The organism is Sneathiella glossodoripedis JCM 23214 (assembly GCF_000616095.1).
Taxonomy (GTDB): domain Bacteria; phylum Pseudomonadota; class Alphaproteobacteria; order Sneathiellales; family Sneathiellaceae; genus Sneathiella; species Sneathiella glossodoripedis.
This window is the reverse complement of sequence record NZ_BAMS01000001.1, coordinates 580428-600511: the sequence shown is the minus strand read 5'-3', so window position 1 is coordinate 600511 and position 20084 is coordinate 580428. Positions and strand designations below refer to the sequence as shown.

At 45.1% G+C, this 20084-nt stretch carries 22 protein-coding genes and 1 pseudogene; 11 read left to right on the top strand and 12 right to left on the bottom strand.

Features of this window, described 5'->3' with window-relative positions; all coding sequences use genetic code 11:
• Position 1: 1 nt before the first annotated feature.
• From JCM23214_RS03015 to JCM23214_RS02990, 6 genes are all read right to left on the bottom strand, one after another.
• Complete coding sequence (locus JCM23214_RS03015; RefSeq protein ID WP_199899255.1) at positions 2-454, bottom strand: response regulator; 453 nt, start codon at positions 452-454, stop codon at positions 2-4.
• A complete protein-coding gene (locus JCM23214_RS22000) occupies positions 447-3857 on the bottom strand; it encodes a PAS domain S-box protein (RefSeq protein ID WP_025897469.1) in 3411 nt (1136 codons plus the stop codon). The genes JCM23214_RS03015 and JCM23214_RS22000 overlap by 8 nt, the downstream gene beginning before the upstream one ends.
• A gap of 180 nt (positions 3858-4037) precedes the next feature.
• Positions 4038-4955, bottom strand: a complete 918-nt coding sequence (locus JCM23214_RS03005) for a hypothetical protein (RefSeq protein ID WP_148301756.1) — start codon at positions 4953-4955, stop codon at positions 4038-4040.
• A complete protein-coding gene (locus tag JCM23214_RS03000) occupies positions 4874-5743 on the bottom strand; it encodes a hypothetical protein (protein WP_148301755.1) in 870 nt (289 codons plus the stop codon). The genes JCM23214_RS03005 and JCM23214_RS03000 overlap by 82 nt, the downstream gene beginning before the upstream one ends.
• A gap of 248 nt (positions 5744-5991) precedes the next feature.
• Entirely contained in the window at positions 5992-7008 is a 1017-nt protein-coding gene (locus tag JCM23214_RS02995; protein ID WP_025897465.1) for an NADPH:quinone oxidoreductase family protein, read from the bottom strand.
• A gap of 80 nt (positions 7009-7088) precedes the next feature.
• Positions 7089-7652 carry a helix-turn-helix domain-containing protein gene (locus JCM23214_RS02990; RefSeq protein WP_025897463.1) on the bottom strand — a complete coding sequence of 188 codons (564 nt, stop codon included), beginning with the start codon at positions 7650-7652 and terminating at the stop codon, positions 7089-7091.
• Between the two features lie 109 nt (positions 7653-7761).
• Here JCM23214_RS02990 and JCM23214_RS02985 point away from each other — a divergent pair, with 109 nt between their 5' ends.
• The gene (locus JCM23214_RS02985) at positions 7762-8928 is read left to right on the top strand and encodes a benzoate/H(+) symporter BenE family transporter (RefSeq protein ID WP_025897462.1); all 1167 of its coding nucleotides are present in this window, start codon (positions 7762-7764) and stop codon (positions 8926-8928) included.
• On the opposite strand, the gene JCM23214_RS02980 is transcribed toward JCM23214_RS02985, so the two are convergent.
• The 4 genes and pseudogenes from JCM23214_RS02980 to JCM23214_RS02965 form a co-directional block, all read right to left on the bottom strand.
• Positions 8925-9494 carry a lysophospholipid acyltransferase family protein gene (locus tag JCM23214_RS02980; RefSeq protein WP_025897461.1) on the bottom strand — a complete coding sequence of 190 codons (570 nt, stop codon included), beginning with the start codon at positions 9492-9494 and terminating at the stop codon, positions 8925-8927. The two genes, JCM23214_RS02985 and JCM23214_RS02980, sit on opposite strands and share 4 nt — an antisense overlap.
• A 119-nt stretch (positions 9495-9613) precedes the next feature.
• Entirely contained in the window at positions 9614-10639 is a 1026-nt protein-coding gene (gene choV / locus JCM23214_RS18835) for a choline ABC transporter ATP-binding protein (RefSeq protein WP_037492565.1), read from the bottom strand.
• A gap of 3 nt (positions 10640-10642) precedes the next feature.
• Positions 10643-11475, bottom strand: a pseudogene (choW, locus tag JCM23214_RS18830) (choline ABC transporter permease subunit).
• A gap of 47 nt (positions 11476-11522) precedes the next feature.
• Entirely contained in the window at positions 11523-12455 is a 933-nt protein-coding gene (locus tag JCM23214_RS02965) for a choline ABC transporter substrate-binding protein (RefSeq protein WP_025897460.1), read from the bottom strand.
• 212 nt (positions 12456-12667) lie between these two features.
• On the opposite strand from JCM23214_RS02965, the gene JCM23214_RS21995 reads away from it, so the two are divergent.
• Both JCM23214_RS21995 and JCM23214_RS23000 read left to right on the top strand, forming a co-directional pair.
• Positions 12668-12862, top strand: coding sequence for a TetR family transcriptional regulator (locus JCM23214_RS21995; RefSeq protein ID WP_051548001.1), 195 nt, complete (start codon positions 12668-12670; stop codon positions 12860-12862).
• Positions 12826-13245, top strand: coding sequence for a TetR family transcriptional regulator C-terminal domain-containing protein (locus JCM23214_RS23000; RefSeq protein WP_084264529.1), 420 nt, complete (start codon positions 12826-12828; stop codon positions 13243-13245). The genes JCM23214_RS21995 and JCM23214_RS23000 overlap by 37 nt, the downstream gene beginning before the upstream one ends.
• Here the strand turns inward: JCM23214_RS23000 and JCM23214_RS26445 are convergent.
• Positions 13235-13405 carry a DUF2061 domain-containing protein gene (locus tag JCM23214_RS26445; protein WP_159104290.1) on the bottom strand — a complete coding sequence of 57 codons (171 nt, stop codon included), beginning with the start codon at positions 13403-13405 and terminating at the stop codon, positions 13235-13237. The two genes, JCM23214_RS23000 and JCM23214_RS26445, sit on opposite strands and share 11 nt — an antisense overlap.
• A gap of 161 nt (positions 13406-13566) precedes the next feature.
• Here JCM23214_RS26445 and JCM23214_RS02950 point away from each other — a divergent pair, with 161 nt between their 5' ends.
• The 5 genes from JCM23214_RS02950 to JCM23214_RS02930 all read left to right on the top strand — a co-directional run bounded on the left by JCM23214_RS02950 (position 13567) and on the right by JCM23214_RS02930 (position 17535).
• Positions 13567-14412, top strand: coding sequence for a helix-turn-helix domain-containing protein (locus tag JCM23214_RS02950; protein ID WP_025897459.1), 846 nt, complete (start codon positions 13567-13569; stop codon positions 14410-14412).
• A gap of 30 nt (positions 14413-14442) precedes the next feature.
• A complete protein-coding gene (locus JCM23214_RS02945; RefSeq protein ID WP_025897457.1) occupies positions 14443-15222 on the top strand; it encodes an SDR family oxidoreductase in 780 nt (259 codons plus the stop codon).
• 236 nt (positions 15223-15458) lie between these two features.
• Positions 15459-16142 (top strand): hypothetical protein, encoded by a 684-nt coding sequence (locus tag JCM23214_RS02940; protein WP_025897456.1) that lies wholly within the window; start codon positions 15459-15461, stop codon positions 16140-16142.
• A 592-nt stretch (positions 16143-16734) separates the two neighbouring features.
• Positions 16735-16944, top strand: coding sequence for a cold-shock protein (locus JCM23214_RS02935; RefSeq protein ID WP_025897455.1), 210 nt, complete (start codon positions 16735-16737; stop codon positions 16942-16944).
• Between the two features lie 162 nt (positions 16945-17106).
• Positions 17107-17535, top strand: coding sequence for a YqaA family protein (locus JCM23214_RS02930; RefSeq protein ID WP_025897453.1), 429 nt, complete (start codon positions 17107-17109; stop codon positions 17533-17535).
• Between the two features lie 17 nt (positions 17536-17552).
• On the opposite strand, the gene JCM23214_RS02925 is transcribed toward JCM23214_RS02930, so the two are convergent.
• Complete coding sequence (locus JCM23214_RS02925; RefSeq protein WP_025897452.1) at positions 17553-18524, bottom strand: NAD(P)H-dependent flavin oxidoreductase; 972 nt, start codon at positions 18522-18524, stop codon at positions 17553-17555.
• 132 nt (positions 18525-18656) lie between these two features.
• On the opposite strand from JCM23214_RS02925, the gene JCM23214_RS02920 reads away from it, so the two are divergent.
• Genes JCM23214_RS02920 through JCM23214_RS23265 form a run of 3 tightly spaced genes read left to right on the top strand, consistent with a single transcriptional unit; the run spans position 18657 to position 20038 of the window.
• Complete coding sequence (locus JCM23214_RS02920; RefSeq protein ID WP_025897451.1) at positions 18657-18962, top strand: ArsR/SmtB family transcription factor; 306 nt, start codon at positions 18657-18659, stop codon at positions 18960-18962.
• Positions 18955-19767, top strand: coding sequence for a permease (locus JCM23214_RS18820; protein ID WP_148301754.1), 813 nt, complete (start codon positions 18955-18957; stop codon positions 19765-19767). Before JCM23214_RS02920 ends, JCM23214_RS18820 begins: the two co-directional genes overlap by 8 nt.
• The gene (locus JCM23214_RS23265; protein ID WP_159104289.1) at positions 19724-20038 is read left to right on the top strand and encodes a permease; all 315 of its coding nucleotides are present in this window, start codon (positions 19724-19726) and stop codon (positions 20036-20038) included. The genes JCM23214_RS18820 and JCM23214_RS23265 overlap by 44 nt, the downstream gene beginning before the upstream one ends.
• Positions 20039-20084: the final 46 nt, after the last annotated feature.

Here is a 20084-nt window from a genome sequence, read left to right as displayed (position 1 = left end):
TTTACTCGGGCAATTCCACAATTCGCCAATATGATTGAACAAGATCCACTAGGTTCAAAAAATCCTGCCCAGCAGTTTCTTTGACGATGTAGCCCGCGACGTTTAACTCATACGCCTTCGTTTTATCTTCCTCGTTCTTGGATGTAGTGAGAATAAAGACGACCGTTTTGCTAAATTCCGGGTCCTTTCGAAGTTCTTTTACAAATTCAATACCGTCCATACGGGGCATGTTCAAATCAACCAGCAACAAATAAGGCGCCCGAAGTTTTTCGTGACCGTTCTCACCACGCATTAGTTCAAGTGCTTCAACCCCATCGATGGCCCGGATAATCGGGTTTGCAATGCGCGCCTTGGTAAAGGTACGCTTTACAGCCTTCGCATCCCCATCGTCATCTTCCACCAGCAATATATTAAGTGGTTTTGTCCCGTTTTGTTCATTCATCATTTCAACCATATGCAATCCCCCTCTCGCTGGTTAGCTGTTGCGATTTCGGCCATGTAAACTGAAATTTGCATCCATGTCCTTCTTCGGAGCTAAGTGTGATGCTACCCCCCAGTAGCTCGATATGTTTTTTGACAATTGCAAGCCCCATTCCACTTCCTTCCACCTGATCCCGTGGCTTCAGTGTCTGAAACATTTTAAAAACCTGTTCCTGATATTTCTCGGCGATGCCCGGCCCATCATCTTCAACAGTAAATAACAGAAAGTTGCCTTGATCGATCACATCAAGGTTGATTTTACCATCCGACCGATCGTGATGTTTTATGCCATTATTGATCAAGTTAAGCAGAACCTGCTGTAATGGCATTCGCGGCAGCTCAATGACGGAAAATGCATCTGAAAAAGTAATAGCGAATTCTTGCGGCGCATTGATCAAAAGTGACAGCTCCCGCACCAATTCACCGCCCGAGACAATTTGCGAATACCCTGCATCCTCTTTTCTGCCAATGCGGGAATATTCCAATAGATCATCAAGAAGCCGCTCCATGCGTTTAACCCGGCTGCGCAACAAATCAAAACTTTCGCGTGTGTCTTCATCAAGATACTGTTCCAAATCCTCTTCAAGCCAATGAGATGCGTTATCTATCACCCGCAAAGGTGCTTTCAGGTCATGTGATGCCACATAAGCAAAGTTATCCAACTCCCGGTTGGAACGTCGCAAATCCTCAATCAATCTTTCATTCTCTTTTTGAGAATTGACTTTATCCGTAATATCACGACTGATAGACGCAAAATGTGTTGTATTGCCCTGACCGTCATTTACCGGAAAAATACTTACGTCGACCCAATATTCTCTGCCATCTTTCGCGTAATTTATCAGTTCAGTATTAAATGCCCTGTTACTGCGAAGCGCGGCTTTAAGCTCATCCAGTCGCGACCTATCCGTTTTAATGCCCTGTAGAATTCTGGGGGTCATCCCGATCATCTCATGCGGCTCATACCCGCAAACCTCTTTTGAAGCCTTATTGATATAGATAATTTCCGGGTTTTCCGGGTTTGCTGTGGTCACGGTGACAACATCGCGTGAGTAATCAATAACCATCTGCAACAATCTGAGCTGTTCTTCAGCCGCAACGCGATCACTAATATCCCTGACCACCCCCGTGAAGCTGCGCCGACCATCTTGTACAAGCTCATTCACCGACAAACTCATTGGAAAGACAGTTCCGTTTTTTCGTCGGCCCTCTACCTCTCGGCCGCTTCCGATAATCTTTTTTAAACCTGTCAGGATATAATTTTTTAGATAATGGTCGTGATCTCCGCTATGGGGTTCCGGCATTAGCATATTGATTTTCCGGCCGATAACCTCTTCCGGGGAATATCCAAAAATCCGTTCAGCACCGGGGTTATAACGTTCAATTGTCCCGTCTTCAGAAATAATGATAACCCCATCCAAGGCCGTATCCATTACTGCGGTTGCTTGCCTTTCACTATCCAGAATGCCGCGGGTCAATTCCGAAAAGGCGCGGGCCAAAGCCCCAATTTCATCATTAAGCTTCACTGGCAATTCAAGCGGATCAGCATAATCCTTGATCCCGTTAATATTTTCAGTCATCCGCTCAAGCGGGCCAGTGATTTTGCGCGAAACCAAAAGCGCAACCAACACGGACAGAACCGCAAGAATGACGGCCAAATAGATGGACTCACGGCGAACCTCGACTACATTTTGCAAAACTTCATCGCGTGGAACACGTATGATTGCCCCAACAAATTCACTTGTTGTACTTTTATCGATCTGCATCCGACTATAGAGCGTCAGATTTTGGGCATCTTCCAAAACAGCTTGATCCTGCCTAGAAGCAACTATGGTTTTTACAAAATCCGGTTGTTCTTTGGTGAAACGCTCATGATATTCCAAATGAACCGAACCAGTTTTAGGATCATACTCCACATAATCACCCGACTGGTTAATCAAGAAAGCACTTTGTGTTGGCTTGGCATGTCTGAACATGCGTTGCATCAAGCTTTCAAAATCAACATTTATGATCACCAAGCCGTAAAGTTCGTCACTAGAATTCTTGACCGGCATAACCGCACGAATGGTGGGAACAGAGCGACCGTCTGGTGCTTCACTCTCCTTATTCAAAGTCACTTTGGTGAAAAAGAAGGTGTCTCGTCCTTCTTGTACCGTCTTTACATAGTTTTCTTTCGCTTTTTCACGGAGCTCTACGTCTGGAACAACCCTAAATCCAAAACGGGCACGGCTGACCTTAACCAACTCTCTGCCATTTTCGGAGAGGCCGATATATCTGATACGCATATAATGTGGATTTTCCCTCATCACTGACGAGAAAATTGTTGCAAGCCTATCCTTCCAAAGAGCTGTGGTTGATCCATCAGTAGGGTCAACACCCCCATTTTCGAGACTGCGAATTAAGCCGGTTATTGGAGGGGTATTGGCGATGATCCGAACGTCATTTTGAACCGCGTCATAGGCGTTTTGAAATCTCAGCGCCATCAAATGCGCTTTAACGGAAAGGCTTTCTATTGTCGCATCTAGCGTTTTCTGCGTTGTCTGAATATAATTCAAACCACTTACCAACACCGCCACAGCGACAGAAATCCCTGCGCTCAAAAGAATAACTTTCCCACGCAATGTATTAAAAGGGGTCAAAAGTACGCCCCTGAACGAATGCAGGAAAAAAGCTGCCAAAACGAGAAGGGCGAGCAATTCCAGTAGCTGTTTACCCCACCAGATCGGCGACCAAGGCATATCGATTAAATAAAGAAACCCGGAACCAGCGAGTAAAAACGAAAACAGAAACAACAAAACATATTGTGAATTTCGGCTAACAAAAAACTGACGCAGGAAATAGAAGGCCGCCATCAGGAAACCAGTCGCACCAATTAGATTCAGCGCAATGGAAACAGAGCTATGGGCATCATATACGATCAATTGCGGAAAATGATCCGGCTTGAGCAACATGGCAGATACTACGATCAATATTCCCACGCTTGTCGCTCCTACGACAAAGCGTGGAATTTTCACCAATGTTAGCGGCAACCAAAGCAGTGCAAATAGTACACCAGCCACAGCCGTACCAAAGCTTTCCAACCAGTCAAAGCTGCTCCCTGAGCTTTCTATGGCATGAAAAATATCCAACAGCCCCAACGCCACCAAGGCCGCCGAGAATAGCATAGTCTCCGATGATTTGAGGATGACATAAGAGTGTCCTTCAGATAGGCCAAAAAACACAATCAACGCTATACTTGCAGCAATCAGCTTGACAACAGAGTGAAGAGGGTAATTCTCGTAAAATGAGTAATTCTGGTCCACCCAGAAAGTAACGGCTGCACCCAATACAAGTATTGGGAAAAGTACAAAAATAACCGACTGTACCCTTGGCAGGTTCATTTAATCGTTATCCTCAAACACTGAATACAGAACAGGTTCCATAGCTGAACGGGAACTAACAGGTTTTCCCGATTGACTGGATTTATCAATCAACAAATTAAACTGAACTTACTCAATACTTTAGCCAACAGATTATTAGTTATGATATTCTAATGTTGCAATTCCCAAAACACCAGACATTTAGGATACATCAGCCATTTTTTTATCAACAGTAAAGGCGAATGACCCTTGTGGTTGTTTCACACCTTCAGCTATCGCTTCGCCACCGATATAATCAATATTAGCCGCTGCTGCAGCATCATACAGAGCTGTTGTTGATGTTCCGAGCATGTAGGTCCGCAACCCTTCCTGAGTGGCTCTTTTTCCGAAGGTTATGAACTTGTTACGGGCCGCATCCAGTGACATGCTGCCTGACTTCCATGTGAAGCCAACACAATCAACCCCAATCGCTTTCAAGTCGGTAAACTGAGGACTGGAGACATCCATTTCTAGACACACCATACGCCCAAATCTCTTCACTGCCGAAATCGCATTTATGAGCTGAGAGTGCCAATTTTGAACACCACTCTGCGTTATTTCAAAAGAGATCAGATCCCGCATGGATTTTGGAATGGTTGAGCAAATATCCACATATGCACTGCGATAGGAGTTAACGTTCAAGGTTGAAAAATGAACCGGGACGATAATCACGTTCAACATGTCCATATTAACGCAATCTACCAGATCAACAATCGCCCGCCGTAACAGCAACTGATCAAATGTTGCAATGGCTGGTGGCTCCATGGTCTGCGGAAGCTCATCAAAATTCCACAGCGATTTTTCAAGAATAATCTGTGATGTCAGACGATAGGAATGAATTCTGGAAATGGCAGGCTGCAAAATCGGATAGTAGGAAAATGCCATATCCGGCTCATCAAGCTCATCCTCCTCCTCTTCGATTTCCTCTTCTTCTTCATCTTCGATCCGTTCCAGGATTGTATCCTGAATATTGCCGTATAATTTTTCGGTATCGCCAATCAAAGCCGCGAGTTTTCCGGCCAACCCTTCCATGGGTTTTGCTTCGCTATCACCTTCACGGCGAGTTGTAAAAGCTCCCATTGAGGAGAGCTTTCGTTAATTTCGGTCAGCTCCGATGTAACTTTGATCTGTTTTTCAATTTTCTCAATACCGTTCATGACGGTACGGAAATTTTTTAATGATTCTTCTTCACTGCTAGCGGGCATATTGGCAACTTTTTCAACTGCCGCGATATCCTCTTCAATACGCGCCATCGCTTTTTCAGCGACATCCACCGACGTATTTTCCAGCATTTCTTTTGGATTGATTTTTTTAGCGCTCATCAGGCTTTTGGTAATACTGGTCGTTAGCGAAGCTTCTTCAAGAAGAACTTCACCATCAGCGCCCGCAACGGCAACCGCCGTTCCAAACTTGTCAGAGGACCATTCATCGCCAAAGACCTGCTCACCAATTTCCTTGGCGATCAGCGAACATTTTATGACAGCTTCCTCTTCGGAAAGGTCCGCAAACACAAAAACATATGTATCTTCACCAACTCGATAATAAATGTCCTGACTGGTGACCCGCTTTTCGATAACCTTTTCAGCAAATTGATGGACAAACTCTGCGTATTTTTCCCATTTTTTACCCAATTTTTCCTTGATTGAACCGAGATTAATCAAGCTAACCTTACCGTTTACAAGGAAATCGTTGTCTTTAATCAGGTTTTTGATTTCTTCATCAAGGGATGAGTCAAATGTTTGTGCAGTCCCGCCTTGAAGTGCATACACCTCTTCCTTTTTGGTCAGAGGAGCCTTCGCGCCCAGGTGCGGCGTAAATATTTTTCTGGATAGATTTGCCCAGTTTTCTCTAAGACTTTTAAAATCCAATTTCGCCAACTTACTACTTTGTTATTGCGCACTACTAATACTTTCCAGAGATGCATTTTGCGCACATCTTCAATCAACATAAGACAAGCTATATATAAATATTTTCTTAACCGCTTAACCAATCCAGAGGATTTCAATTAATCTGATGGAAAATGCTAATGTGGCAGCAATTTATCAGCGACAGAATCCGATGACCCCGCAGACAAGGCCAAAGCGATTCTGTACATGGTATCGGTAGAAACGAATCCTTAGTCTTCAGGGTGCTCGTGTCGCAAAATACACTTGCCATCTACCTTGCGATTAATGACGGCCGCAAGCGCCTCCTGAAACTGATCAATAGTGTAAACAGCACCAATTTCTGGTCTGAGATGCCCATCGGAAAACAACTCAAGAACACCAGAAATCATCGCATCCACTGTATGGCTATGTTCTGCTCTGTCAACGCCGGGTGCCCAACCATAATAATGCCCCATGTTGAAACCCATGACTGAAGCGTTTTTTAACAGCAACCGATTTGCAGGAATATCTGGAATAGTCCCGGATGCATATCCAATGGTAAGCAGCTTGCCTTCCCAAGCCAACGACCGAATGGATTGTATGGTCGCGTCGCCGCCGATGCTGTCATATACCACATCAACGCCGCGGCCACCGGTGATACGAAGGACTTCCTCCCTAAAATCCAACTGGCGATGATCAATCACATGATCTGCGCCATGAGCTTTAGCCGTATCACAGTGGGACTTGCCACCTGCGACAGCAATAACCATACATCCCAGCGCCTTTGCAATCTCTACAGCGGCAAGACCAACGCCACCTGCTGCACCCAATACCATAACCCACTCACCCGGCTTAATATTTGCCCTTAATGTCAGTGCCCCATAAGAGGTGGTATAGGATGTGATTAAGGTGGCCGCCTGCTCAAATGACATTTCGCCGGGGATTTTGTGACAGCAAATATCACGAACACAGTTATATTCTGCCAATGCACCGCTATCTACATTGCACATAACTCGATCACCAACTTTTACGCGGCTAACTCCTTCTCCCACAGCATGAACAACTCCTGCAGACTCGCTACCGGGAATATAAGGAAGTGGTGCCTTTCGTTGATATTTCCCTTGTATGTTCAAGGACATGGCAAAACTGATGCCCGCTGCATAATTTTTTATAACAACTTCACCGGGGCCTGGGTTGGTGATATCTAACTCTTCGAGCTTTGCGACTTTTGCTGGCTCACCAAATTCCCGGACTACAATTGCACGCATTATTCATCTCCTTATCGCCTTATTAGCGTGAAGCTTTTCTTTTTTATTCTGTCTCAAACAGATGTCAGTTATACGGTAGCTTATTTTCCGGCATAATGCATGAGACAATGAACCACTGTATCCTGTTTAGTATGATTTCGATAGCCGTGCTCCCTGTCACCCTGAAAACGAATACTCTGGCCTTCTGAAAGCTCTTTAATTTCAGTCTCAAATTCCATAATCAATGATCCTTTGAGAACTGAAATAAACTCGATCACGCCCTTTTTATGCGGAGCCGATTGTCGCTCATATCCCGCAGGAAAAGTAATTTCAAACCATTCGAAACCAAGTGCAAGGTCAAAATCCTGAATAATGCTCACAAGCATCCCATCATCGGAAATTGCTTTTTTTGCAAGATTGCTGTCAACAACTCTAGTCTTGTCCTTCACAGGCGTTGCGACATTTACCAACTCAGAAAACGAGACTCCAAATCCGGTAGCAATTTTCCACAAGGTTGCAAGCGTAGGACTGGATTCACCGCGCTCAATCTGCCCTAACATAGCTTTACTCACTCCCGTTTGCTCTGCTGCTTGTGTAAGGCTCCACTGCCGCACCGAACGGAGCTTTTTAAGGTTTCCGGGTAAGAAATCTGACGGATTTTGCAAAAGTCTTCCTCAATTTTTACTGTACGTTATAACGCACAAGTGGTAGTGTTTCCAAATTCGTGCGTTATAGCGTACACAATTTTCTCCTTCAGGAACAAGGATTATTCCCATGTTTCGGTTCTTTGCTTTGCCTTTCATTACATCCGGTTTTGTGGCTGTGCTCGTGGGATATAGCAGCGCTGCTGCAATCGTATATCAAGCTGCCATCGCAAGTGGTGCGGATTTAGCAAAAACAGCAAGCTGGATGTGGGCCGTCGGAATTGGAATGGGCGTATGTGGTATCGCGTTATCCATACGATTTAAAGCACCCATCATTATCGCATGGTCAACGCCCGGAGCGGCGTTACTGGTCACCAGTTTGGACGGCGTTTCTATGGCTGAGTCTGTTGGTGCTTTTATCGCCTGTTCAGGTCTGATCACGATCTGCGGCCTAACAGGATGGTTTGATAGGATTATGAAGCTTGTTCCGATTGAAATCGCGAATGCCATGTTAGCGGGCATCCTGCTGCAATTCGCTTTCAAAGCCTTTCTGGCAGCAGAAACAGAACTAATTCTGGTGGGAATAATGACCCTGACTTATATAGCGGGCAAATGCTTCTGGGCCCGCTATAATATACCCCTCACTTTATTTGCCGGGGTTTTGTACGCCGCAGTCCAAGGTTTAATGCAAACTCAAATGCCTGCTTTTGAAATCACAGCGCCAATATGGACAACACCCGTATTTTCTTTACCAGTGATTATTGGTGTCGGATTACCACTCTTTTTAGTAACAATGGCTTCGCAAAATGTTCCTGGTTTAGCAACGCTCAGAGCCCACGGATATCAAACGCCTGCTTCACCTTTAATTTCCTGGAGTGGAGTTACTGGTCTAATCCTCGCCCCTTTTGGAGGGTTCGCCTTTAACCTGGCGGCAATAACGGCCGCAATTTGCATGGGAAAAGAAATAGATCCGGATCCCGCCAAGCGCTATTTTGCCGCAATTTGGGCAGGTGTTTTTTACATCTGCGTTGGAATATTTGGTGGTACCGTTTCAGGAATTTTCGAGCTGTTCCCAAGTGAACTCATCTTTGCGATTGCAGGGCTCGCATTACTGGGAACTATTTCAAACTCTCTTGCGACGGCACTTGGAAACGAAAATCAAAGAGATGCCGCCTTTTTCACGTTCGCTGTAACCGCTTCCGGACTGACATTATTTGAAATTGGAGCCCCATTTTGGGGGCTAATTGCAGGCCTAATCGTCCGATATGCACAAAAATCAGTTTTCAAATCGGTTTAGTTATCGTTCTTGCCTTTAATGCCTTCATAATATTTTTGAATAAGGGGCAAGTCTTTCTCTATATCGCCGGTTGGATAGAAAGTTCCCAAAAATCCACCTTCCTTTTTGGCGAAATCAAGAAACCCTAGACCCAGCGGTACATTTGCACCCACTGCAATGTGATAAAAACCCGTTTTCCAGTTCTTTGAAGCCGTCCTTGTTCCAGCAGGCGGGATCACAATTTTCAGATTTTCCCGGCTATTATAAGCATCAATGGTCAGCTCAACGCGATTATGGGCTTTATCGCGATCAATCGAGATACCACCAAGCCAATGCATCAAAGGGGCTAACGGTTTTGGAAAAAGACTCTTCTTTCCCATCCAGTAAATTTCAAAACCGAGCACACACGCCATCGCCAGCAAGACAGGAAAATCCCAGTTGCTTGTATGTGGTGCGGCAACCAGAACATATTTTTTTTCTTTCGGGGGAGTACCTACAATGCGCCAACCCGTAAGCTTTAAACCCACGACAGAAACCGCATATAAAATTTGCTTAAAAACCGGGGTCCGGTAAATCGTAAGATGCATGAACTTCCAAACTTTGATCAGTTATCGTAACAGTCTGACTGACCATTCAATGACACCGCATATACCTACGAAAAACCTAAAATTCAATGAAAGACAGTAAAAAACATTATCCCTGTTTTTTATCGGCCAAGAGCCTGCAGTATATCATCCTGCGAGATTACGCCTATCTGAGCGCCATCTGCAATAACACGCAACGGACTTTGATCCTCATTCATAAGTGCAATCACATCCCGAACTGCCATATGAGGTGGCACCTGCCGCATAAGTGCAGAGTCTGTTTGTAATTCACTCCGCATTACATCTTCTGCACACAGAATATTTAGGGGGTTCATATGCGCCACAAAGTCTTTCACATACTGATCTGCAGGGTTAAGAACAATATCCTGCGGGGAGCCAAACTGATTGATGCGCCCCCCTTTCATAATGGCTATCCGGTTGCCAATCTTCATAGCTTCATCAAGATCATGACTGACGAAAAGTATGGTTCTTTTTGATTTCTGCTGAAGCTCAAGCAACTCATCCTGTAAACGGGCCCTGATTAACGGGTCTAGTGCGCTAAAAGGTTCATCCATCAATAAGATAGGTGCTTCGGTAACAAATGCTCTTGCAAGCCCAACCCTCTGACGCATTCCGCCGGATAATTCAGTAATTTTTCGGTCAGCCCATTCTGTAAGGCCCACCAAATCCAGATGGTGTCCAATGCGCTCCTCTCTCTCCAGCTTCCCAACCTTTGAAAGCTCAAGCCCCAAACCTACATTCTCAGCAACTGTGCGCCAGGGAAGGAGCGCAAAGCTTTGAAACACCATAGCGACCAGATGACTTCTCAAGTGATGCAACTGTTTTTTACTCGCCGATCCTAACGATACTGTTTCGGATCCGGCACAAACAGTCACATCGCCTGCAGTAATGGGATTCAAGCCGTTTACAGTTCGCAAAAGTGTAGATTTGCCCGATCCGGACAATCCCATCAAAACAACTATTTCGCCAATTTCCACATCAAGCGTACACTCAGTCACACCCAGCACATTGCTAGTCTGCTCCTGAATTTCCTCACGGCTTTTGCCTTCTTTTGCAAGCTGCAATGCCGCTTCGGGCTGTTCACCAAAGATCACCGATACGGATTTAAAGCTAATCGCAGAATTCATTCTCTAATCCCTGGATGATCTGATAAGCCGGTCCAGAACAATCGCAACGATCACAATCGCAACGCCGACCTCAAACCCTTTGGCAATATTGACCTGATTAAGCGCTCTTAACGTGGGAACACCTAACCCATCCGCCCCTACCAGAGCAGCTATCACAACCATTGATAATGACAGCATTATCGTTTGGGTCAGCCCAGCCTTATTTGCGGGAGTGCAGAGGGAATTTCGATTTTCCACAAAATTTGCCAACTGTTACCTCCAAATGCCGAACCAGCTTCTTTTAATTCGTCAGGGGTTTCAGAAATTCCGAGTTGGGTTAAACGAATTGAGGCTGGAAGAGCAAAAACAACAGTCGCGATAAGCCCTGGAACCATACCCAATCCGAATAGAATAAGCGCAGGTATCAAATATACAAATGTTGGGATGGTTTGCATCAAGTCCAGAACTGGCCGAATAGCAGCATAAAATACCGGTCTCCTTGCGGCCAGTATTCCAACGGGAATACCAATCGCCATACACACCATTGTAGCGGCTAACACCAACGCCAACGTTTCTGTCGTTTCTTCCCAATACCCCTGATTTACAATCAGAAGAATGCCCAAAAACACAAATAACGCAAAGCCGATTGACCTTCGCAACACCCATGCCAGTGCTGCAACCACAATAGCCATCAAAAAAGGATGAGGGAGCTGCAGGAGAAACAAGAGGGCTTCAATGAAATTTTCAAGTGCAAACGCAAGCCCGTCAAAAAACCAGGCACCATTATCGGTCAGAAAATCAACAAACCCCTTCGCCCATTTTCCAATGGGAATTTTTGTATCCGTTAGCCAGTCCACTGGATCACCTTTAATTGCTGAGCGGGTTTATACCCGCTCAATATACCTTATAATCCAAGACTTGATTTAACAGCGGGCAAACTCTCTTTTCCGTCAATAGTTTTCACATTCACAAGCCATTTGTCCAGCACGGTAGAGTTGGCTTTCAACCAGTCTTTCGCAGCCTCTTCCGGATCTTCCCCGTCATTAAGGATTGCACCCATGATTTCATTTTCCATCTTCAGGCTGAACTCAAGGTTTTTAAGCAGAGCGCCCACGTTTTTGCACTCCTGCACATAACCTTTTCGAGTGTTCGTATAGACTTCCGCTCCCCCAAAATTTGGACCAAAATAATCATCGCCGCCAGATAGATACTTCATCTCTATATTGGCGTTCATCGGATGAGGCTCCCACCCCAGGAACACGACATGCTCTTGTTTCTTTTGCGCACGAGTTACTTGTGCCAGCATCCCCTGTTCAGATGATTCCACGACTTTGAAGCCATCCAATCCCATGGCCTTGTTGCTGATCATATCCTGAATTAACCGATTTCCGTCATTTCCCGGTTCAATACCGAAAATCTTGCCATCAAGTTGATCTTTGAATTTTCCAATATCGGCAAATGACTTCAAACCCGCATCATAGGTGTACTTTGGAACCGCTAGAGTATATTTGGCGCCGACAAGGTTTCTGGCGACCGTTTCAACGGTGCCGGCTTCACGATAAGGTGCAATATCCGCCTCCATGGTTGGCATCCAGTTTCCCAAAAAAACGTCAATATCCCCGTTTGCAAGCGAAGTATAGGTCACAGGAACCGACAGAACTTTTACATCTGTTTCATATCCAAGCCCTTCCAGAACGACAGTAGTTGCAGCGGTGGTTGCAGTTATGTCCGTCCACCCTACATCCGAAAAGCGCACTGTTTCGCATTTGGAATGTGCCGCCGTTGAAAATACGGCAACTGACGCCGCAATCACTGTTCCTGCGATATAGTTTTTCATGTACCTCACTCCCATTTTAAATTCCTAGTTTATTGGTAAGCCGTTCGCGTACGCACCCAAGTAATTGCCTACATAAGTAGAAACACCGCCACCGAATATTACAATTAATTTAACTAACATTCGAACATAGCCAGATATTGATTGCAACTTTTTATTGACTGACCAGTTAATCAAAATAACAATAAACTTTTGGCGGCTAATCAGGAACATATATGCCCAAGATTGGAATGGAAGATTTTCGCCGCAAAACTTTGATTGCGGCAACGCTTAAAACAATACAGGAAAAAGGCACAATCGATATCCGTGTAAGTGATATTGCCGGCCATGCGAATGTATCTTCGGCTTTGGCACATCACTATTTTGGTAGCAAATCCCAGCTCATACAGCTGCATTACGCCACTTATTAAGCGACTTTCGCTTAGCTGTACTAAAAGAGTTAAAGAATGCGACCACACCGCAAGAAAAGGTAATTTCCCTAATTGATGCCTGCCTCGCTGATGATCAGTTTTCTGATGAAATAGTATCGGCATGGCTCATATTCTATGCCTATTCTCAAAACTCAATGGAAGCCCGAAAACTGCTACAGGTTTACGTTCGGCGTTTGCAGTCTAATTTGAGATATTATTTACGTCCTCTTTGCGGACACAAAACCGAAGAAGCAGCTGAAGTGGTTGGCAGTCTGATTGATGGAATTTTCATTCGTCAGGCATTAAGAATAGAAAAAGCAGACGCCAATTATGCCCGAACCTTGGTGAAAGAATGTATTCAACCCTATTTGGCTAGAAATTAATACGATTCCAAAAACGCTCATGTAAAAAATACAAACAAAAAGCGGTGAGAGTTAAAAAAAATGTCATCTCGCCAGCTTCACCTATCGACCCCAAAAACAACCAGGAAATACTGAAGCTCGTAACTAGGCCCAATATCTGCCAGCTTATCGCCTTCAACATTGATTTTTTCCGTGAATCCTTCATACCCCCAGTATTTAGATTCCCTCGCCTCTTTCAAGGCGAGACATATCATATTTATCTATTAGAGTTAATTTTGAGAACATAAATGGACTATAGTCAATCAAATTGATTAAAATAAGATTCATCCTTATAATTTTGGAATGGATAAAAGGGAACGCTCTGAAATATTTCGAAAAAATCTTTTGCGCGCGCTGGAAGCCGCTGAGCTTAAACAATCTCAACTAGCTGATCGCGCACAGATAGACCGATCAACCCTTGGTCAACTTCTCAACGAGTCCGAACCCCGATTACCCAACAGTCACACACTGGCAGAAATTGCTGAAGTGCTGGGTGTCAGCTCCGACTGGCTGATTGGCCTTAGTCAAGAGGCACAACCCATCACCACATTTCTCGACAGTGCCTTAAACTTCAAGGTCACGACAGAGCGTACACCAACTGATGCAAATCTTGAAAAATGGCATATGGAAGCAGCTGGATACAAAATACGGCATGTACCCAATACGCTGCCTGATATGCTGAAAACACAAGATGTATTGCGATATGAATATCGTGATTATGTATTGAAAACAGGTGATCAAGCCATCGCAGATCGCAATACCAGGCAAAATTATGCGCGTCTTCCGGATACGGAAATGGAAATTTGCGTTCCTATCCAGCGCTTTACCCAACTGGCTGAAGGAACTGGAATTTGGGACGGTTTAAGCCGCCGGAAAAGATTAACCCAAATCGATTATATGGCGCGTCTCACCGAAGAGCTGTATCCCAGAGTCCGCATGTATGGTTTTGATTTAAAAACTCATTACTCTGTTCCCATCACTATTTTTGGCCCGCTGAGAGCTGCAATTTATATTGGTCAAGGATATTTCGTCCTCAATACAACGGATCATGTTCGTTCTCTCGCGCGGCATTTTGACGAACTTGTTCGCAATGCTACTGTGCAGGCACATGAAATGTCTGATTGGATGCGAACCCAACTAACGGGATAGTCCCGCCTAACATAAGGAAACTTGCGAAAAATGGATCTTGGCATTACTGGTAAAACCGCAATTATTTGTGCTTCGTCCAAAGGATTGGGTAAAGCTTGCGCGCTATCGTTAGCAGCAGAGGGAGCCAAAGTTATCATCAACGGACGCTCAAAAGACAGCCTCGAAAAAACCGCAGATGAAATACGTTCAACAACCAACTCCGACGTCATTACCGTTGCCGCTGATGTTACAACGGAGGAGGGACGCGCCGCCCTACTGGAGACTTGCCCTAATCCGGACATCCTCGTGAATAATGCAGGCGGTCCGCCCCCTGGAAATTTCCGCGACTGGGATAGAGATGATTGGATCGCCGCAGTGGATGCTAACATGCTGACACCCATTCTTCTGATCAAAGCAGTTGTCGATGGTATGATCGAGCGTAAATTTGGAAGGATCGTGAATATAACGTCAGCCGCCGTAAAATCACCGATTGCCATTCTGGGTTTGTCCAACGGCGCGCGAACTGGACTGACCGGATTTGTTGCGGGCACCTCACGTGAAGTGGCGCTGCATGGGGTCACAATCAACAACCTGTTACCGGGACCTTTTGAAACTGACCGGCTTGCTTCCAATCTAGAGTTGACGGCAAAAGCTGCCGGGCACAGCCTGGCAGAAGAACGAAAACAGAAAATGGCAGCTAACCCAACAGGCCGATTTGGAAATCCTTCTGAGTTTGGTGCCACATGTGCTTATCTTTGTAGTGACAAGGCTGGCTTTATCACCGGACAGAATATTCTCATGGATGGGGGGGCCTTTCCCGGCACAATGTAAGACACTCTAATCTGGTCCAAAGCGTTACGTGATTCGGCCGATCAGAATATCTGCGGAAAATTAACCAAACTCCAAAACTTATGGTTAGCAGAATGTTACCATAAGTTGCGGCTTGGATTGAGCAAGTAACCAAGAGGCGAACAAATTAACAAAATATTAACCTTTATTGCAATTTGGCTAACTTCAGAAATTGACATCTGTTAGGCTGATCAAAATGAAAAAAAGGATTTTGTTGCATGCTTACCAACCTGTTTAAACTCTTCGGTGCAAGCCTTCTTTCAATCGGTCTGATGTCAACAACTGCATCTGCCTCGACCATTCTTGATTTCACGAGCACAGCGGTTAGGGATGCCATTTTGGCGCCTACATCTGGTGAAGTTGCGTTCGCTGGAACGACCGCCACAGTTTCCGCTACAGGTGGTTCACTAACCTGGACTGGTCAGGATGGCAGTAGCTGTGCCTCCCCGCCTTTGGCATGTCAGCTTGACGGCATCGGCGTACGCGATGATGAAGTCTCAGGGGGCACTCAGGAAAGTATCATCATTTCCTTTGCTAATGCAGTAACTCTAAACGCAGTCTATTTTCTGGATCTTTTCACTGCTGCTAATGGCGATGGTCAGGAACGGGCAGAGTTTAGTTGGAGCGGCGGAACAAGTGGTAACGGCTCGGGCTTTGCGCTTTCAGATCCAACGGAAACTCCCACAGGCGATAGCGGATATCTTATGTTCCTCCTGCCAAATATCAATGTCACCCAAATCGTTTTTACCGCCCCTGGCATTAGCCCCGGTGACAACCTTGGCCGGAACGACTATGCAGTTGCGGCAGTTTCAGTGGTCCCGCTACCTGCGGCTTTGCCACTATATGGTACTGCATTGGCGGTTCTTGGATTTATGGGTTGGCGTCGCAAGCGAAAATCCTGATAAACAAGAAACTGAATTCAAGGCGGCATACACAACCGCCTTTTTTAGGGCTTGGCCGTTAAACCATGATCCTGCTGAGAATACACTTCAGCATGCGGGTTAGGGTTATGAACCTTTATGGTTCCACAACCGCTCAAAATAGCAATAAACAAAATAGCCATCACTGTTGACCGTAACATATTGGTATTCCTAAGTGGTTCTATCAACTTTCTTGGATGTAAGTACATTCCCTTGAGTTTCAACCGAACCCAATAGATTCGTTAGTTTATCTTAATATTTGACAATGACGCCTAAAATGTGTTTTTGCATAAATTTACTGCAATACGCTATTTTAGTCATAACGTAAGCTCCCACCTTCATTTTCAATGGATTGCCACAATCTTGAAACATAGATTTGTTATTCAAATTCGGTATTTCATTGACTTTTGACACAGATAACCCAACTATTCACCCACGTGTTACATTCGATAAAGACTTACTAGATGACTCTGACTAAAGACTACTCTGTTTTGTTTCCTACCGATGTGAACGTTACCCCAGCTGCAGGTCAATAGGTGGTTTGCGGCAACACATCGCTATTAAGGAGACAATAATGGCTAACGGTACTGTTAAATGGTTTAATGCAACAAAAGGTTACGGTTTTATTGAGCCAGAAGATGGTTCAGCAGACGCTTTTGTTCATATTTCTGCTGTAGAAAAAGCAGGTTTGACAACACTTGCAGAAGGCGCGAAAGTTTCTTACGAACTCGTTCCTGGACGCAATGGCAAATCATCTGCTGAACAGCTGGCTGTTACAGGCTAACCAAATTTCGCCTCCAACTTCGGTTGGAGGCACCCCCAAATATCACACCGAAAATTGTAAGCATTCTATTTGGCCCGCCTAATCGGAGCCTTATTGCACTGCAACTGTTTCAACCCGATACAATTCCTGTACCCCCAAAAAAAACCCTTGCAAGAATCTTGAATGACTGCGCTTAGCGGACTTTTTATCTCCGGCCTGTTATCTGCAACATTATTGCCCGGATCATCAGAAGCCCTATTAATTACGCTTGTCGCTAAGGGCCAAGAACCTATTGGTCTATTACTCGTAGTTGCCACAACCGGAAACCTTTTGGGCTCTCTAATCAATTGGATAATCGGCAAATATCTTATGCGGTTTCAAGACCGAAAATGGTTCCCCGTAAATCAGAAACAGATGATCAAAGCTGAGCGTTGGTTTAACAGATACGGGCTCTATTCGCTTCTTTTAGCCTGGCTACCCATCATAGGCGACCCGCTTACACTTGTCGCGGGCGCCCTGAATGTAAGATTACCAGTTTTCCTCATACTGGTCTTAATTGGAAAACTGGCGCGCTACTCTCTTGTAACTGCTGGTACTTTGGCCTTGATTTAAAACAGGATTAAGCCGCCTTAAGCAACGATCCGCCGAAACCGCTCATTAATGATAGTTTCAGCATCGTTGACAATACGTTCAACCAGCTCTTTCACAGTTGGAATGTCATTGATCAGACCGATGCACATACCCGCAGACCAAACGCCTGCGTTCTCATCACCTGTTTCGTAAACAAGTTTTCCTTTAAGACCACTGGCAATCGGACCGATTTCATCAATTCCCTTACCTTCCGCTTCCATTTCAATGATCTTTTTGGATACTTCGTTGGAAAACATCCGTGTGGTATTTCGCAGAGTCCTAAAAATGAGAGTTGTTTGAAGCTCATCTGCAGATACAATTTTCTGTTTTATGGTCTCGTGTACTGGCGCTTCCTGCGTAGCCATAAAACGCGTACCCATATTGATACCATCAGCACCAAGCGCAATCGCAGCTGCCAAGCCACGCCCATCCGCAAAACCACCAGAGGCTATAATCGGAATGTCAATTTTGTCTGCCGCTTTTGGAATAAGAATAAGACCAGGCGTATCGTCCTCACCTGGATGTCCTGCACATTCAAAACCATCAATGCTAATGGCGTCGACGCCAATTTTTTGAGCCGTGATCGCATGGCGCACCGATGTACATTTGTGAATAACCTTAATACCTGCCTCTTTTAATTTAGGCATATGGGCTTTTGGGTTATTGCCTGCTGTCTCTACTATTTTCACACCAGATTGGACAATAGCGTCCATATATTCATCATATGGAATTGGTTTTAGCGTCGGAAGAATCGTAAAATTGACAGCAAACGGTTTGTCGGTCATATCCCGCACACGACCAATCTCTTTGCTCAGATCTTCGGGTGTAGGCTGTGTAAGTGCTGTCAAGCATCCCAACGCACCTGCATTTGCAACTGCGGACACAAGTTCTGCTCGTCCGACCCATTGCATACCACCTTGAATAATTGGATGTTCCACACCAAAGGCTTCAGTGAATCTTGTTTTCATTATTATTATTTCCCAAAGTATTTTTTATGGTCGGCAAAAGACTATTTGAGCCAGTCGCATGCTGCAAGTCTTTTAAAACAACCACATAACTAGTTTTATGGTTGTTTTTAAGTTTTTTCCTGCTATAAGTGAATTATGGAAACATCATCGATAGCAAAAGCTCTAGCAGAACTTGGAAACGAAACCCGACTGGAAATTTTCCGCCTGCTAGTCAAATCCGAACCGACTGGGCTAAACATTGGCGAAATAGGGGAGCGACTGTCTGTTCCAGCTTCAACACTAGCTTTTCACCTGAGAGGATTGGTGAGCGCCGAATTGGTTACTCAAACCAAACAAGGCCGAACCGTCACCTGCAGAGCAAATTTGAACAAAATCACTACCATCATTTCCGTGCTTGAACAGGAATGCTGCATAGACAATCAGGAGCCAACAAATGACTGAAATCATCTCCGAAAACCCGCAAGCCTGCTGTGCACCCAAAATTGATTCTCAGCTTTCATTTGGAAAAAAACTCTATTCACATATCAAAAATCTTGGAACTCCCGTTTGGGGCGGTGCCTTAATCCTGCTGGTTATTGCAATCTTTGTACCGACAGACATTGGCAAACACATCGGTTTTACAATTGATAGCCTTGTGTCAATCGCCCCTTATTTACTGCTATCCATTTTGACAGCAGCTTATTTGAAAGCAAGTGGAGCAGACCAACTCATCGCACTTGCTTTTTCTGGGAACCCTGTAAAAGCAGTAGTAATCGCATCCATGGTCGGCGCACTGTCTCCTTTTTGCTCCTGCGGCGTTATTCCTCTGGTCGCGGCTCTGTTGGCCAGCGGGGTTCCATTTGCACCAGTTCTCGCCTTTTGTATTGCTTCACCCATAATGGATCCGGAAATGTTTATATTAACAGCTGCGGAGTTAGGGCTGGATTTCGCGACTGTGAAAGCACTCGCGGCAATTGGTATGGGGTTGTTTGCCGGATTCGCAACGATGGTACTTTCTCGTGTGATCAACATGAAAGGCGGCCTTAAAGAAATTGCTGCACCCCAATGCGGTAGCTCGGCACTCGCAAAACCAAATGTCAATTGGCCAGTGTGGCGGCATGCTGATAAGCGCCAGATGTTTGGATCTGAAGCCTGGAAATCTTTTAAATTCCTTGGGAAATGGCTCGCCTTTGCCTTTTTACTCGAAGTTGATGATCTCATATGTGCCAGCAGAAAACATTGCCAGCCTACTTGGCGCGGGCAATGACTATTCCATATTGCTCGCCGCCTTTATCGGAATACCTACATACCTGAACGGTTATGCCGCCATTCCCCTTGTTGACGGCCTGATGAATCTGGGCATGAGTGCACCGACTGCCCTAACATTTATGGTTGCAGGGGCTGCAACCTGCATCCCGGCAGCCGTTGGAATCTGGTCATTGTTAAAGCCACCGCTGTTTGCCCTGTATGTTGGTTTCGCACTAGTAGGCTCCCTTCTTGCGGGATTGACATTTCAGATGGTGCTCTCAGTCCTCTAGAATAGCACTTCCCCTTCACAAAAGTTCTATATATAGTACTTTTAAA

Excerpts from the sequence above, each read along its gene's own strand:
- JCM23214_RS03015 (WP_199899255.1), bottom strand. The coding sequence starts at position 454 with ATGGTTGAAATGATGAATGAACAAAACGGGACAAAACCACTTAATATA.
- JCM23214_RS02945 (WP_025897457.1), top strand. The coding sequence starts at position 14,443 with ATGGATCTTGGCATTACTGGTAAAACCGCAATTATTTGTGCTTCGTCC.
- JCM23214_RS26445 (WP_159104290.1), bottom strand. The coding sequence starts at position 13,405 with ATGTTGAAGGCGATAAGCTGGCAGATATTGGGCCTAGTTACGAGCTTC.
- JCM23214_RS03005 (WP_148301756.1), bottom strand. The coding sequence starts at position 4,955 with ATGGGAGCTTTTACAACTCGCCGTGAAGGTGATAGCGAAGCAAAACCC.
- JCM23214_RS02920 (WP_025897451.1), top strand. The coding sequence starts at position 18,657 with ATGGAAACATCATCGATAGCAAAAGCTCTAGCAGAACTTGGAAACGAA.
- JCM23214_RS22000 (WP_025897469.1), bottom strand. The coding sequence starts at position 3,857 with ATGAACCTGCCAAGGGTACAGTCGGTTATTTTTGTACTTTTCCCAATA.
- JCM23214_RS02980 (WP_025897461.1), bottom strand. The coding sequence starts at position 9,494 with ATGCATCTTACGATTTACCGGACCCCGGTTTTTAAGCAAATTTTATAT.
- JCM23214_RS02935 (WP_025897455.1), top strand. The coding sequence starts at position 16,735 with ATGGCTAACGGTACTGTTAAATGGTTTAATGCAACAAAAGGTTACGGT.
- JCM23214_RS02930 (WP_025897453.1), top strand. The coding sequence starts at position 17,107 with ATGACTGCGCTTAGCGGACTTTTTATCTCCGGCCTGTTATCTGCAACA.
- JCM23214_RS02985 (WP_025897462.1), top strand. The coding sequence starts at position 7,762 with ATGTTTCGGTTCTTTGCTTTGCCTTTCATTACATCCGGTTTTGTGGCT.
- choV (WP_037492565.1), bottom strand. The coding sequence starts at position 10,639 with ATGAATTCTGCGATTAGCTTTAAATCCGTATCGGTGATCTTTGGTGAA.
- JCM23214_RS02950 (WP_025897459.1), top strand. The coding sequence starts at position 13,567 with ATGGATAAAAGGGAACGCTCTGAAATATTTCGAAAAAATCTTTTGCGC.
- JCM23214_RS18820 (WP_148301754.1), top strand. The coding sequence starts at position 18,955 with ATGACTGAAATCATCTCCGAAAACCCGCAAGCCTGCTGTGCACCCAAA.
- JCM23214_RS02940 (WP_025897456.1), top strand. The coding sequence starts at position 15,459 with ATGCTTACCAACCTGTTTAAACTCTTCGGTGCAAGCCTTCTTTCAATC.
- JCM23214_RS21995 (WP_051548001.1), top strand. The coding sequence starts at position 12,668 with ATGCCCAAGATTGGAATGGAAGATTTTCGCCGCAAAACTTTGATTGCG.
- JCM23214_RS02995 (WP_025897465.1), bottom strand. The coding sequence starts at position 7,008 with ATGCGTGCAATTGTAGTCCGGGAATTTGGTGAGCCAGCAAAAGTCGCA.
- JCM23214_RS02965 (WP_025897460.1), bottom strand. The coding sequence starts at position 12,455 with ATGAAAAACTATATCGCAGGAACAGTGATTGCGGCGTCAGTTGCCGTA.